This window comes from Neorhizobium sp. BETTINA12A (genome assembly GCF_023006485.1).
In the GTDB taxonomy this organism is placed as follows: Bacteria; Pseudomonadota; Alphaproteobacteria; order Rhizobiales; family Rhizobiaceae; genus Neorhizobium.
This window is the reverse complement of record NZ_JALBGW010000018.1, coordinates 1-14,745: the sequence shown is the minus strand read 5'-3', so window position 1 is coordinate 14,745 and position 14,745 is coordinate 1. Positions and strand designations below refer to the sequence as shown.

The 14,745-nt window shown below is 61.5% G+C and carries 12 protein-coding genes; 10 read left to right on the top strand and 2 right to left on the bottom strand.

Annotation, left to right across the window (positions count from 1 at the left end):
• Positions 1–34 precede the first annotated feature (34 nt).
• From rseP to lpxB, 7 genes are all read left to right on the top strand, one after another.
• Positions 35–1,156 carry an RIP metalloprotease RseP gene (rseP, locus tag MOV61_RS07815; RefSeq protein WP_038586352.1) on the top strand — a complete coding sequence of 374 codons (1,122 nt, stop codon included), beginning with the start codon at positions 35–37 and terminating at the stop codon, positions 1,154–1,156.
• A gap of 197 nt (positions 1,157–1,353) precedes the next feature.
• Positions 1,354–3,717: an outer membrane protein assembly factor BamA gene (gene bamA, locus MOV61_RS07810; RefSeq protein ID WP_038542610.1), complete on the top strand. Its 2,364-nt coding sequence runs from the start codon at positions 1,354–1,356 to the stop codon at positions 3,715–3,717.
• A 51-nt stretch (positions 3,718–3,768) separates the two neighbouring features.
• The gene (gene lpxD, locus MOV61_RS07805) at positions 3,769–4,836 is read left to right on the top strand and encodes a UDP-3-O-(3-hydroxymyristoyl)glucosamine N-acyltransferase (protein WP_247136171.1); all 1,068 of its coding nucleotides are present in this window, start codon (positions 3,769–3,771) and stop codon (positions 4,834–4,836) included.
• Complete coding sequence (gene fabZ / locus MOV61_RS07800; protein ID WP_038542613.1) at positions 4,829–5,296, top strand: 3-hydroxyacyl-ACP dehydratase FabZ; 468 nt, start codon at positions 4,829–4,831, stop codon at positions 5,294–5,296. The genes lpxD and fabZ overlap by 8 nt, the downstream gene beginning before the upstream one ends.
• Complete coding sequence (gene lpxA, locus MOV61_RS07795; protein ID WP_247136170.1) at positions 5,293–6,108, top strand: acyl-ACP--UDP-N-acetylglucosamine O-acyltransferase; 816 nt, start codon at positions 5,293–5,295, stop codon at positions 6,106–6,108. The genes fabZ and lpxA overlap by 4 nt, the downstream gene beginning before the upstream one ends.
• A 6-nt stretch (positions 6,109–6,114) precedes the next feature.
• A complete protein-coding gene (locus MOV61_RS07790) occupies positions 6,115–6,996 on the top strand; it encodes an LpxI family protein (protein ID WP_247136169.1) in 882 nt (293 codons plus the stop codon).
• On the top strand, positions 6,996–8,174 hold the full coding sequence (lpxB, locus tag MOV61_RS07785) for a lipid-A-disaccharide synthase (RefSeq protein ID WP_247136168.1): 1,179 nt from the start codon (positions 6,996–6,998) through the stop codon (positions 8,172–8,174). Before MOV61_RS07790 ends, lpxB begins: the two co-directional genes overlap by 1 nt.
• Before the next feature lie 29 nt (positions 8,175–8,203).
• Here the strand turns inward: lpxB and gltA are convergent, their stop codons facing one another.
• Positions 8,204–9,493: a citrate synthase gene (gene gltA, locus MOV61_RS07780; RefSeq protein WP_247136167.1), complete on the bottom strand. Its 1,290-nt coding sequence runs from the start codon at positions 9,491–9,493 to the stop codon at positions 8,204–8,206.
• A 288-nt stretch (positions 9,494–9,781) separates the two neighbouring features.
• Here gltA and MOV61_RS07775 point away from each other — a divergent pair, with 288 nt between their 5' ends.
• Positions 9,782–12,289 carry a ComEC/Rec2 family competence protein gene (locus MOV61_RS07775; protein ID WP_247136166.1) on the top strand — a complete coding sequence of 836 codons (2,508 nt, stop codon included), beginning with the start codon at positions 9,782–9,784 and terminating at the stop codon, positions 12,287–12,289.
• On the opposite strand, the gene lexA is transcribed toward MOV61_RS07775, so the two are convergent.
• A complete protein-coding gene (lexA, locus tag MOV61_RS07770; RefSeq protein ID WP_038542624.1) occupies positions 12,270–12,989 on the bottom strand; it encodes a transcriptional repressor LexA in 720 nt (239 codons plus the stop codon). The genes MOV61_RS07775 and lexA overlap by 20 nt on opposite strands.
• Before the next feature lie 200 nt (positions 12,990–13,189).
• Between lexA and MOV61_RS07765 the strand changes: the two genes are divergently transcribed.
• The gene (locus tag MOV61_RS07765; protein ID WP_247136165.1) at positions 13,190–14,059 is read left to right on the top strand and encodes a VOC family protein; all 870 of its coding nucleotides are present in this window, start codon (positions 13,190–13,192) and stop codon (positions 14,057–14,059) included.
• Positions 14,060–14,062: 3 nt separating this feature from the next.
• Positions 14,063–14,745 (top strand): 3-deoxy-8-phosphooctulonate synthase (kdsA, locus tag MOV61_RS07760; protein ID WP_258718821.1); only part of this gene is annotated, 683 nt, incomplete at its 3' end.

Below are 14,745 nucleotides of genomic sequence, written 5' to 3'. Positions count from 1 at the left end.
GGGCGGCCGCTACAATGTTGAAACGGAAACTTTGATGGCCATCCTCAGCTTCTTCACCGGCTACATCATCCCCTTCGTGCTGGTCTTGTCCCTGCTCGTCTTTGTGCACGAGATGGGACACTATCTCGTCGGGCGCTGGTGCGGCATCCGGGTAACCGCCTTCTCGGTCGGCTTCGGCCCGGAACTCATAGGCTTCACCGATAGTCACGGCACCCGCTGGAAGATCTCGGCGATCCCGCTTGGCGGCTACGTCAAATTCTTTGGCGACGAGGATGCCGCGAGCATGCCGGATGCGAGCGGCCTTGCGGGCATGAGCGAGGAAGACAAGGCGAGGACGCTCGCAGGCGCCAAGCTTTGGAAGAGGGCCGCTACCGTTGCGGCCGGCCCGATCGCCAATTTCATTCTGGCAATCGCGATTTTCGCCGTCCTCTTCAGCGTCTATGGCAAGGTGGTCGCCGATCCGGTGGTTGCCGAGGTTCAGCCGAATAGCGCCGCCCTTGCCGCTGGCGTGCAGCCCGGCGATCGGCTCGTGGCTCTTGACGGTTCGCGCATCCGGACTTTCGACGACGTGCGGCGTTATGTCAGCATCAGGCCGGAGACCCCGATCGTCGTGACGGTCGAGCGCAACGGCCAGGATCTCGATCTGCCGATGGTGCCGAAGCGCTCCGAGGTCACCGACCAGTTCGGCAACAAGGTCGAGCTCGGCCTGATCGGCATCGTCACCAACGAACAGCGCGGCAATTTCCGCATCGAGACGTTCACGCCGCTGCAGGCCGTTGCCGAAGGCGTCACCGAGACCGGCCATATCGTCACCGGCACCTTCCGCTATATCGGAAATCTGGTGACCGGCCGGATGAAGGCCGACCAGCTCGGCGGGCCGGTCAGGGTTGCCCAGGCATCGGGGCAGATGGCGTCGCTCGGCTTTGCAGCAGTGGTCCAGCTCGCAGCCGTTCTTTCCGTCTCAATTGGGCTTTTGAACCTCATGCCTGTGCCAGTTCTGGACGGCGGCCATCTCGTCTTCTACGCAATCGAGGCCATCCGTGGCCGGCCGCTTGGCGCGGGAGCGCAGGAGATCGCCTTTCGTATCGGGCTTGCGATGGTTTTGAGCCTGATGGTGTTCGCGACCTTCAACGACATCAGCAATCTGATCGGCTGATGTCCTTCAAATCGTAAAAGAAACCGTTTGTTCACCATGTTTCCAACAGTTGCGTGGCCATTGGGTCACGCAAGGGAAGTAAGTAAACAGAAATTAACGCGATGCCTTGCTTGTAGGTCAAAAGAAGGTAAAACGACACACGTGGCCGGAGTCGGGCACCACCCGCCGAGGGACAACGGGAAAAGGTAAGAATTGAAATGAAGGCTGGTTCAAAGTTTTTGAACGCAGTGTCGGCGTTTGCGCTGTCTGCTAGTGTTGTTGCATCGGGCGCAGGTGTACTGGTACTTGCTTCCGCACTTTCTGCCGAAGCGGCGGTTATCCGGAACGTTCAGGTCCGCGGCGCACAGCGTGCCGGCGAGGAGGCCGTCCGTTCCAACCTGACCATCCGTCCGGGTGTCAACTTCTCCAACAACGACATCGATGAATCGGTCCGCAAGCTCTATTCGACCGGCTACTTCTCGGATGTCAAAATCAGTGTTTCCGGCAGCACGCTCGTCGTGTCGGTGAGCGAAAATCAGCTCATCAACCAGGTCGTGTTCAACGGAAACCGCAAGATCACCGACGAGAAGCTTCAGGCCGTGGTGCAGACCCAGCCGCTCGGCCCATATAATCAGGCCCTGATCGACGCGGATATCCAGCGTCTGCGCGAAGCTTATCGTGCGATCGGCCGCAGCGACGTCCAGATCACCACCCAGACAGCTGATGTCGGCCAGGGACGCGTCAATCTCGCCTTCGTCATCAACGAAGGCGACCGCACCAAGATCGCCGACATCAATTTCGTCGGCAATCAGGCTTACGGCGATGGCCGCCTGAAGTCGGTGATCGTCACCAAGGAATCCGGTCCGCTGTCCTTCTTGACCCGCAAGGACGTCTACAGCGAGGACAAGCTGCGCGCCGACGAAGAAGCGTTGCGCCAGTTCTATTACAATCACGGTTATCCGGACTTCCGCGTCATCTCGTCGGAAGCTGTGCTCGACGCATCGGGCAACAAGTACAATATCAGCTTCACGGTCGAGGAAGGCCAGCGTTACGAATACGGCAACGTCTCGGTCGAATCCACCGTCCAGGGGATCAGCAGCCAGGACCTCGAAGGTCTGGTTAAGACCCGTGCCGGCAACGTCTACGACGCCCGCGAAATCCAGAAGACCATGGAAGCGATCTCCAAGCGCGTCGCAGCGGCCGGTTATCCGTTTGCCCGCGTCACGCCGCGCGGCGACCGTAATATGCAAAACCACACGGTCGGTGTTTCCTACCTGGTCGACCAGGGCGAGCGCGCCTATGTCGAGCGTATCGAGATCCGTGGCAACACCCGCACGCGTGACTATGTCATCCGCCGCGAATTCGATTTCAGCGAAGGCGACGCCTTCAACCAGGAAATGATCTCGCGCGCCAAGCGTCGCCTTGAAGCGCTCGGTTACTTCACCTCAGTCAACATCTCGACTTCGCAGGGCTCGTCGCCCGATCGCGTCGTCATCGTTGTCGATGTCGAAGACCAGCCGACCGGTTCGTTCGGTATCGGTGCCGGTTACTCCGCTGGCGGCGACGGCTTCCTGCTCGAAGCTTCGATCGAAGAAAAGAACTTCCTCGGCCGTGGCCAGTTCATCCGCGTCGCAGTCGGCGGTGGTCTTGACGAAGCGCGCAGCTACAATCTTTCGTTCACCGAGCCCTACTTCCTCGGTTATCGTCTGGCGGCCGGTTTCGACCTCTTCAAGAGCAAGACCTCGTCGAACAGCTATTACGATTACAACGAGCAGGGCGTCACCCTGCGCGTTACGGCGCCGATCACCGAAGATCTGGCGACGACGTTCCGCTACACCTACAAGGAAATCGAATACTCCAACGACGGTGCCTTCGGCGCTGACGGCGTTCCTGGCACCGTAGACGACAATCTTTCGTCGCCTTACATCTCGATGATCGACAACGGCAAGTTCGTTCAATCGTCGATTTCGCAGACGCTGACCTACAATACGCTCGACAGCCAGACGCTGCCGCGCGAAGGCATCTACGCGACGATCACGCATGAATATGCAGGTCTCGGTGGCGACTCCGACTTCTACAAGATTTCCGGTCGTGCCCGTTACTTCCAGCTTCTGTCGACAGAAGCTGACCTGATCGGCTCCATCGCAGTCGGCGCCGGCCATGTGGTTTCCACCGGCGACAATCTGCATGTCTTCGACCAGTTCACGATCGGCGGTCGTCAGGTCCGCGGCTTCGAGAACGACGGTATCGGTCCGCGTACGACTGATCACGGCGACGCGCTCGGCGGCACGACCTACTTTACGGCCTCTGCCGAAATGACGATGCCGATGCCGGCTGTTCCGGAAGACTTCGGTCTGCGTGCTGCTGTCTTTGCCGATGCCGGTACACTTTACGGCAACGATGTTCCGCTCGGCACCAGCACCGCGCAGGGCACCAGCATGAACTGGCGTGCTTCGGTCGGTGCGGGTATCATGTGGGCGTCGCCGTTCGGCAACATCCGCTTCGACTACGCGCATCCCGTCATGAAGGAAGACTTCGACGAAACCCAGGAATTCCGGTTCAGCATGGCGAACCAGTTCTGATCATCTCCGCTCGCGATTGCGGGCGGAAATCTGTTCTGGAGCTTTAGCTTTATGGACCACAATGAATTCTTTCCGCCCCATGATGGCGTGAGCCTGCGCGAGTTGGCCGCCCTTCTTGGGGCCGAATTGCTTGATGGCAGCGCCGGAGATCGGCTGATCCGTTCCGTTGCGCCGGTTGCGCGGGCCGGCGAAGGCGAGATCTGTTATATCCTGTCCCGGAAAAGCCGTCGCGAACTGGAAAGCTGCAAGGCTTCCGCGATTATTTGTGACACGGCGATCCGTTCCATCATCCCGGCCCATATCCCGGTTGTGCTGACCAAGACCCCGCACACGGCGTTTGCGCAGGCGGGTGCTATCCTGCATCCGATCGCGATGCGACCATCCCCGATCACCTCGTTTCCGCCCGGCATTTCGCCGGCCGCTTTCGTGGATCCAACCGCCAGGCTTGAACCCGGCGTCGAAGTCGAGCCCATGGCCGTGATCGGCGCGCGGGCGGAAATCGGCACCGGCAGCCGCATCGGCGCCGGCAGCGTCATCGGCGCCGACGTCAAGATCGGCCGGGATTGCACGATCGCCGCGGGTGCGAGCGTCGTTGCAGCTCTCATCGGCAATGGCGTGATCATCCATAATGGCGTTCGCATCGGCCAGGATGGCTTCGGTTTTGCTCCGGGTCCGAGAGGCATGCTGAAAATCGTTCAGATCGGCCGCGTCATCATCCAGGACAATGTCGAGATCGGCGCCAACACGACCGTCGATCGCGGCGCCATGGATGATACGGTCATCGGCGAAGGCACCAAGATCGACAATCAGGTTCAGATCGCCCACAACGTCCGCATCGGCCGCCATTGCGGCATTGCGAGCGGCGCAGGTATTGCCGGTTCGACGCGGATCGGCGACGGAGTATTGATCGGTGGCGCATCCGGTATTAATGGACACATCTCGATTGGAGACGGCGTGCAGATCGCCGCGATGAGCGGTGTGGTGGGGGATATTCCCGCCGGGGCGCGTTATGGCGGCATTCCCGCCCGCCCGATGCCGGATTTCCTCCGCGATACCGCGGAAGTCTTGATGCGTTCGGACGAGCGGGCGAAACGCAGAGGAGAGAAGAAGAATGACTGATGAGACCAAGCCGGTGCTCGGCGCGGCCGATATTCAGGAAATCATGAAGCTGCTGCCGCACCGCTATCCTTTTCTCCTGGTCGATAAGATCGTCGAGATCGATGGCGATAATTCCGCGATCGGCATCAAGAACGTCACCGCCAACGAGCCGCATTTCACCGGGCATTTCCCGGAGCGGCCGATCATGCCGGGCGTGCTGCTGATTGAAGGCATGGCGCAGACCGCCGGCGCAATCTGCGCCAGGAAGGAAGGCGAGGGTGGCAATCTCGTCTACTTCATGACCATCGACAATGCCCGCTTCCGCAAGCCGGTCGTGCCGGGCGACCGGGTCGAGTTCCATGTCACCAAGCAGAAACAGCGCGGCAATATCTGGAAATTCCATTGTGACGCGAAGGTAGACGGCGTACTTGTTGCCGAAGCCGATATCGGCGCGATGATCCGGCGCAAGGAAGAAGAATGAAAAGCATTGCAGCTAGCGCACGCATCCATCCGTTAGCTTTGGTCGAGGACGGTGCCGTCATCGGCGAGAATGTCGTCGTCGGCCCGTTTTCGCATGTCGGTCCGCGTGTGGTGCTGAAGGATGGCGTCGAGCTGGTTTCGCATGCTGTGGTAAGCGGCCGTACCGAGATCGGCCGCAACTGCCGAATTTTCCCGATGGCGATCATCGGCGGCGTCTCCCAGAGCCTTCATGAGGCTGGCGAGGATTCGACGCTGACGGTTGGCGATAATTGTACCATGCGCGAAGGCGTGACGATGAATTGCGGCACGGTCGGCGGCGGCGGCAAGACCGTCGTTGGCGACAACTGCCTGTTCCTCGCCAATTCGCACGTGGCGCATGACTGTCAGCTCGGCAACGACATCATCATGTCGAACAATGTCATGCTCGCGGGCCATGTCCATGTGGCTGATCGGGCGATCCTCGGTGGCGGCTGCGCCGTGCATCAGTTCACCCGCATCGGCCGCCAGGCTTTCATCGGCGGGCTAACGGCCGTCAATTACGACGTCATCCCGTATGGCATGCTGAACGGCAATCCCGGCGTGCTCGGTGGTCTCAACGTGGTCGGCATGACCCGCGCCGGCATTGAACGGGCGACCATCCATGTCGTCCGCCGCGCCTTCAAGCAGATCTTCGAGGGCGAGAGCAATATCCGCGCCAACGCAGCGGCGATCCGTAACGACTACGCCGATTGCAAGGAAGCGATGGAAATCCTTGATTTTATCGCGGCCGATAGCGATCGCGCCATTTCCTCGACGTTCCGCGGCAAGGGCTGACCCGCGATGGCCGGCCTCCCGAGCCTCGCGCCGAAGGGCCGGCTGGCGATCATCGCCGGGAAGGGCTTTTTACCCCTCTACGTAGCAAAAGCCGCGCAGCAGGCCGGTGAAGCGCCGCTCATTCTCGCGCTCGCCAATGAATCCGATCACAGCTTTGATGGTTTCGAGGCGGTTTCCGTCGGCGTCGGCGATCTTGCCGCAATCGAGCGCCTGTTTCGCGACAAGGGCGTCACCCGCGTCATCCTGTCGGGAGGCGTGGCGCGAAGGCCTGACTGGCGTGACATCCATCCAACCTTCCGCACCATTCTGAAAGTCCCCTCCGTGGTTCGCACGCTGCTGTCCGGCGGTGACGATTCAGTGCTCCAGATGGTCATCAAGCTCATCGAGGCGATGGGCTGCGAGGTGCTGGGCGCCCATGACATCGTCCCCGGCCTGCTCGCCAAGACCGGACCGCTCGGTGCTCATACGCCATCCGATGATGATCGCCGCGACATCGATCGTGCGTCCGAAGCCGCCAAGCGTCTCGGCGAACTCGATATCGGCCAGGGCGCCGTCAGCGTCGGTGGACGTGTCGTGGCGCTTGAGGGCGTCGAAGGCACGGACCGGATGCTCGAACGGGTGGCGGCATTGCGCGCCGAGGGCCGTATTTCGGCCCGCCGCAAGGGCGTGCTCGTCAAGCTATGCAAACCGCAGCAGGACATGCGCGCCGACCTGCCGACGATCGGCCCGTCGACCGTGGAGAATGTCATCCGGGCCGGGCTCGCGGGCATCGCCGTGGAGGCGGGGCGCGCACTTGTGCTGGAAGAAGCGAAGATGATTGCCGCGGCCGATGCTGCCGGTATTTTCGTCTGCGGTATCGATCCCGGTCTGCCGCAAGGAGGATTGTGATGGTCAAGACTTTGAAGGTTGGCGTCATCGCCGGCGAAGTATCGGGCGATCTCCTCGGCGGCGATCTGATTACGGCCTTGAAGGCAGCTTGTGGAGGCGAGGTCGAACTCATCGGGGTCGGCGGCGAGGCGCTCGAAGCGCAGGGCCTCAATCCGCTCTTCGATTTTTCGGAGCTGTCGATCATGGGGTTTACCCAGGTGATCGCCCGCCTGCCGAACCTGGTCAAGCGGATCAATCAGACGGTGGCGGCCATCGTTGCTGCAAAGCCGGATGTGCTGATCATCATCGACAGTCCTGATTTCACCCATCGCGTCGCCAAGAAGGTGCGGGCCGCTCTGCCGGACCTGCCGATTGTCGACTACGTCTGCCCAAGCGTCTGGGCATGGAAGGAATACCGCGCCAAGGCGATGCTCGCCTATGTCGATCATGTCCTGGCTGTGCTGCCGTTCGAGCCCGAGGCCATGAAGCGTCTCGGCGGACCGGAAACAACATTCGTCGGTCACCGCCTGACCGCCGATCCGTCGCTCCTCAAGGTCCGCGGTATCCGCGCCGAACGCCCCGTAAAGGCACAGGGCGAACAGAGGACGATCATGCTGTTGCCGGGCTCCCGGTCGGCGGAGATCAAGGCGCTACTGCCGATCTTCGGCGAGGCGGCCCGCGAGTTCGTCGCCCGCAACGGACCGACCCGCTTTGTGCTGCCGACGGTTGCCCGCCAGGAAAAGCTGGTGCGCGAGATCGTTGCCGGTTTCGAGGTCAAGCCGGAGATCACCGCTGATACGGACGGCAAATGGGCGGCATTCGCCGAAGCCGATGCGGCGCTTGCAGCCTCGGGCACGGTTATCCTGGAACTCGGTCTTGCCGGGATTCCACTGGTCTCGGCCTATAAGACCGACTGGCTGATCACCATGCTCGCAAAACGCATCAAGACTTGGTCCGGCGCCCTGCCGAACCTGATCGCCGACTATGTCGTCGTGCCGGAATACGTCAACGAGGTGGTGCGGCCGGCAAGCCTGTGCCGCTGGGCCGAGCGCTTGTCCTCCGACACGATGCAGCGTCGCGCCATGATCGAAGGTTTCGATCTTACGTGGGAGCGCCTGCAGGTGCCCGTGCCGCCGGGCGAGGCGGCCGCCGGCATCGTTCTTCAGGTTCTGGACACTAAAAAACCCGGCCATTTCTGACCGGGTTTTTATTTGGTTGTGATTGCCGATTAACGCTTGGAAACCGGGATGTAGTCGCGCTGGGCTTCGCCGGTATAGAGCTGACGCGGGCGGCCGATGCGCTGTTGCGGATCTTCGATCATTTCGGCCCACTGGGCGATCCAGCCGACGGTGCGGGCGAGAGCGAAGAGCACGGTGAACATGGTGGTGGGGAAGCCCATCGCCTTCAGCGTGATGCCCGAATAGAAGTCGATATTCGGGTAGAGCTTCTTCTCGATGAAATACTCGTCGGTGAGCGCGATGCGTTCCAGTTCCATCGCGACCTGCAGCAGCGGATCGTCCTTGTGGCCGAGTTCGCCGAGCACTTCATGCGTGGTCTTCTGCATGATCTTGGCGCGCGGATCGTAGTTCTTGTAGACGCGGTGACCGAAGCCCATCAGGCGGAACGGATCGTTCTTGTCCTTGGCGCGGGCGATATATTCCGGGATTTTGTCGACAGAGCCGATTTCCGTCAGCATGTTGAGCGCAGCTTCGTTGGCGCCGCCGTGAGCCGGGCCCCAGAGGCAGGCAATACCGGCCGCGATGCAGGCGAACGGGTTGGCGCCCGACGAGCCGGCGAGGCGGACCGTCGAGGTCGAAGCGTTCTGCTCATGGTCGGCATGCAGGATGAAGATGCGGTCCATGGCGCGCGACAGCACCGGATTGACCACATACTCTTCGCACGGAACCGCAAAGCACATGCGCAGGAAGTTCGACGCATAGTCCAGGTTGTTCTGCGGATAAACGAAGGGCTGGCCGATATGGTACTTGTAGGCCATCGCGGCAAGCGTCGGCATCTTGGCTATCATGCGCAGCGAAGCGACCATGCGCTGGTGCGGATCGGTGATGTCGGTGGAGTCGTGATAGAAGGCAGACAGCGCCCCGACACAGCCGCACATGACGGCCATCGGATGGGCGTCGCGGCGGAAGCCGGTGAAGAAGCGGCTCATCTGCTCATGCACCATCGTGTGATGGGTCACGCGATAGTCGAAGTCCTTCTTCTGGGCAGCGGTCGGCAGTTCCCCGTAAAGCAGCAGGTAGCAGGTTTCCAGGAAGTCGCCGTGCTCGGCGAGCTGTTCGATCGGATAACCGCGATGCAGCAGGATGCCGGCGTCGCCATCGATATAGGTGATCTTGGATTCGCAAGACGCCGTCGAGGTGAAGCCGGGGTCGTAGGTGAAGGTGCCGGTGTGCTTGTAGAGAGCGCCGATATCGACCACATCGGGACCGATGGTCCCCGACTTGACCGGCAGATCGACTTGTCTGTCACCGATTACCAGATTTGCGCTTGTTTCCGTCATGCTGATCCTCCAACCTTTTGGCGGCATGGCGCCCTAAAAGCGCCACAAGAATTAAGCGTCCACCAGTTTAGCTATATGATCCTAAAGCTGATGCCAAGCTGTCGTGACGGCATTTTGTGCAGCGCGAAAAATTATTGAGCAACAGCTTTTGCTTGGATGTCCAACTTCCTGTTGCATGCCCTTTCGGTGGCTCGGAATTCCCGATATTTAACCGCCAGTTGACGACCGAAGAAGAAACGCGCAGGTTGTATTGCCGCATGTCTGGCGGTGGGGCGGACAGAGCGTTTCATGCCGGAGGAAAATGCATTTCCGACGCATGCCAAGGCAGGGAAACTGATATCCCGGCCGCCGGACCCCCGCATAAACACAAGCGCTCCCGACTCGGGCAAGCTCCGAAATCTGGCCGAGCTTTTCCCCGCGATCGAGCGCCGCCCGCCGGTCCATACGCTGGACGGGGGCTTTCGCCGCTCCGCGAGCCGGCGCCTCGATCGGTTGCTACGCAGTTTCCCGATCATGCTGGAAGAGGAGATGGTCTATGGCCATGGCTTCCTTTTCCTGCCGGTCGTCGTCGGGGCAGGGGCCGTCTGCTGGTTCGCACTGCCCTATAACCCTGCGTTCTGGCCGTTTTTCCTCGTTTTTTGCGTATGTACGATCTTCGTGATCGTCTCGCGCCACCGCTCCGGCACGATCCATCTCTTGCCGCTCGGTGTCGCGCTCTTTCTGGGCGGCATGATGCTGGCACAGTTCGAGACGTGGCGGCGGTCCACCGTCGTTCTCGATACGCCGGTGACAACCGAACTTGCCGGCGTGGTCGAGCGCAGGGAGATCGATGCCCAGGGCCGTTGGCGCTATGTCGTCCTTATCGACCGGACATCCAATCCGGAAGTCAGGCGCCCGCCGGAGCGTGTATCGCTGCTTGCAAGGTCTCGACATGAGCCCGCCCAGATCGGCGAGACGATCAGCGGCCGCGCGCGCCTTTCACCACCCTCCGGACCTGCACTGCCTGGCCTCAACGACTTTGCCTTCTCCTCCTATTTCGACGGCATCGGCGCGGTCGGATTTTTTTATGGAGCGCCGAAAAAACAGGCTGCCGGTCCGTCGACCCGGAGCTGGATTGCCGACATCGAAAGCCGGCTTTTCGATCTCCGCAGCGCAATCGCCACCCGTATCCGCGAGACCGTGCCGGGAGATTCCGGCGCCTTTGCCGCGGCAATCGTGACGGACGAACGCCGGGCAATCTCCAAGGGAACGACCGAAGCTTTACGGCTTTCGGGATTAGCCCATATCGTCGCCATTTCCGGACTGAACATGGCGCTCGCCGCCGGTATCTTCTTCGTCGGCGTGCGGACCGTGCTCGCGGTCTTTATGGGCTTCGGCCACGCCTATCCGGTGAAGAAGATCGCCGCACTCGGCGCCCTGATAATGGTCACCGCCTATTACCTGATCTCCGGTTTCGGCGTTTCGGCCGAGCGGGCCTACATCATGATGGCAATCATGCTGGTTGCCGTCCTCTTCGACCGACCGTCGATCAGCCTGCACAATGTGGCGCTGTCCGCGCTCGTCATCATCGCCATGTCGCCCTCGGAAATGCTCGGGCCGAGCTTCCAGATGTCGTTTGCCGCCACCGTTGCCCTGGTCGCCGGTTACGCGCTCTGGAAACAGAGGGCCGAGGGCCGCGATCCTCAGCCTCTGCCGTTCCGCCACCGCATGGTGATGCCGATCCTGGCATCGTGGAATTTCGCAGCCGGCGTCTTCGTCACCTCGCTGATCGGCGGCGTTTCGACCGCGATGTTTTCGGTCGAGCATTTCCATCGCATCGCCACCTATGGCCTCGCCGCAAACCTGGCAGCCATGCCGATCATCTCCTTCGTGGTGATGCCGGCCGGTCTGGTCGGCATGCTACTGATGCCCTTCGGCCTTGATGCTCCCTTCATGAAGCTCATGGGCCTTGGCCTGGAAGCGGTGATCGCTATTGCCGGGCACGTGGCTGCCTGGGGTGGCGATGTCGGGATAGGCCGCCAGCATCCATGGTTCCTGACGGTCTCAACGGCAGGCTTCCTGCTGCTGACCCTGCTCAGGACGAAGCTAAGGCTGATCGGTCCGCCGCTGATGGTGACCGCTCTGCTGCTTTCCTGGCATGAGCGATCGACGCCTCTGGCGGATATATTGGTCTCGGAAGACGGGACAATGGTGGCGCTCGTAAACGGGGAACGGGTTTCCACCAACCGCACCCGCCCGCCTGATTTCATCTACGACCAGTGGAAGAGGGCGCTTCTGCTCGGCGACCCGACCAAACCGGACATGTCGCCGGCCAGGGACAAGCCGCCCGACCGCAAACCAGCAGGCGCAAAAAACGATAAGCGCCGCGAGTTGACCTCGGCGGAACTCGAAACAGTGAGGTTGCGAATAAGCCAGGTGACTTCCGACCGCTTCACCTGCGAGCCTAAGGCCTGGTGCGCCGCAAGCACGGGCAATGCCATCATCGTGGCCGTAGAAGACGGCCGTTACGCCGGCGCTGCCTGCGACGCCGCCGATCTTGTCATCGCCCCGCGGGCACGTTTCGACCGATGCCGGTCCGGCGGACTGATGATCAATGGCGCGACGCTTAGAAAGACCGGCGCGCTGGAGATTTCGCTGAACGGCACGGGCGACATGCGACGCTGGGAGGTCCGTGCCGCAATGGCGGCCGAGGACCGGCCCTGGACTAGGCACCGCCACTACGATTGGCGAAGCCAGAGTTTCGACAACGCGTTGCCGGAACCGCTCCGGCAGCTAATCAGTGATAACGGCGGATGAGGCCGACGAGCTTGCCCTGGATCTTCACCCGGTCAGGCCCGAAAATGCGGGTCTCGTAGGCGGGGTTGGCGGCTTCGAGCGCGATCGAGGCGCCGCGGCGGCGAAAACGCTTCAGCGTCGCTTCCTCATCGTCCACCAGCGCCACGATGATGTCGCCGGGATTGGCCGTCGTGCCGTTGCGAATGATCACGGTGTCGCCATCGAGAATGCCTGCCTCGATCATCGAATCGCCCTTGACCTCCAGCGCGTAATGCTCGCCGGAGCCGAGCATCTCGGCCGGCACGGAGATGTCGTGCGTGTTGTTCTGGATCGCCGAGATCGGCACGCCGGCGGCGATGCGGCCCATGACGGGAACGGTCGTGGCGTTCGACGAGCCATCGTTGGCCGCGAGTTTCTGAGGTGCTGCGGCCGGCTGCGGTTTGCCGAGGCTGCCCTCGATGACGCTGGGCGAAAAACCGCGCCGCGGCTGAATGCTCGGCGAATAGGCTTCCGGGAGCTTGATGACTTCCAGCGCGCGGGCCCGGTTCGGCAGGCGGCGGATGAAGCCGCGCTCCTCGAGCGCCGTGATCAGACGATGGATTCCGGACTTGGACGCAAGGTCGAGCGCGTCCTTCATTTCGTCGAATGACGGCGGGATACCGGATTCTTTCATGCGTTCGTGAATGAACAGAAGCAATTCCTGTTGTTTGCGCGTGAGCATCTTTTGGCACCCTCAGAGTCGGAAACAAATCCAGAACGGACACTATATGTTCCATATGTGTTCCGCAAGTCCCTAAATTTCTGTGAAGTATGATGATTTTTTCTTCATAGATGCGTGCCAGATATCTGGTGTCACACCACTTGCGCGGCGCCAGCCCGCTGCCAAAGTAGCTTTGCGATTCCAATTCAGGGGGCCCTCGCGTGAACGCAAGACCGATCGATCATCTCGTGCTGCCGGTGGCGGGACTTACCGCTGCGCGTTCCCGGCTCACGGAGCTCGGTTTTACAGTTGCGCCGGATGCTTTTCATCCTTTCGGCACCGCCAATGCTTGCGTGTTCTTCTCGGATGGGACCTACCTGGAGCCGCTGGCTCTTGCCAACCGACGCCATGCGGGTGTTGCGGCAAAGCGCGGCAACGTTTTCACGGCTCGCGATCTCGCCTTCCGCAAGACGTCCAACCGGCAGGGCTTTTCCGCTCTCGTTGTCGCGACCCGCGATGCGATGGCCGATCATGCGCGTTTCAAGATGCGCGGCGTTTCGGCAGGCGACGTGCTGGAATTTTCCCGCGGCATGATCCTGGCCGACGGTTCCGAGACGCAGGCGAGCTTCCGGCTGGCATTCGCCGGCGATGACCGCGCGCCCGAGTTCTTCCTGTTTTCCTGCCAGCGCATCAACCCGCTGCCTGCCGACCGCGAGCTGGAGCGGCATGCCAATACCGTCACCGGCCTGAGCGAAATCATCCTGTCGGCCCCGACACCTGCCGATTTCGCTCCGCTGGTCGAACAGGTGCTGCTGACCAAGGCCGCGCCGGAGGCTGCACCGCTCCAGCTTGCCGCGGCCAATGCCCGCATCCGGATCCTGCAGGATCGGGAGCTCGAGGCGGAATTTGCGGTTCAGCCGACCCCGGGCGCCGAAGGACTGCGCGGCCGGGCGGTCATCTTCAAAACCGCCGATCTTGCCGTGACAGAGATCACCCTTGCTGCTAATGACGTCGCATTCGTCCGCCGGGAGGGCCGTGTTCTCGTCTCGGCGGCGCCCGGCCAGGGTGTTTTGTTCGGCTTCGAGGAATAGATCATGGAAGTTACCGCAAACTCCAGCGTCTCCGTCGGCGAAGGAGGCGGCAAGGTGGTTTTCGCGCAGAACGCAAAACTGTCGCTGATCGCCGGTCCCTGCCAGATGGAAAGCCGCGACCACGCCTTCATGATGGCAGGCGCGTTGAAGGAACTCTGCAGCAAGCTCGGCATCGGCCTCGTCTACAAGTCCTCCTACGACAAGGCCAACCGCACGTCGATTTCCGGCAAGCGCGGCCTCGGGCTCGAAACCGCCATGGAAATCTTTGCCGACCTCAAGAAAGAGTTCGGCTTCCCGGTTCTGACCGACATTCACACGGAAGAGCAGTGCGCCGTCGTGGCCGAGACGGTCGACATCCTGCAGATCCCGGCCTTCCTCTGCCGCCAGACCGACCTGCTTATTGCGGCGGCCAGGACCGGCCGCGTCATCAACGTCAAGAAGGGCCAGTTCCTGGCGCCTTGGGACATGAAGAACGTGCTTGCGAAGTTCACCCAGAGCGGCAATCCGAATGTGCTGCTTTGCGAGCGCGGCGCGTCCTTCGGCTATAATACGCTGGTCTCCGATATGCGCTCGCTGCCGATCATGGCGTCAATGGGCGCGCCGGTGATTTTTGATGCGACGCATTCGGTGCAGCAGCCGGGCGGGCAGGGCGCTTCGACCGGCGGCGACCGCACCATGGTGCCGGT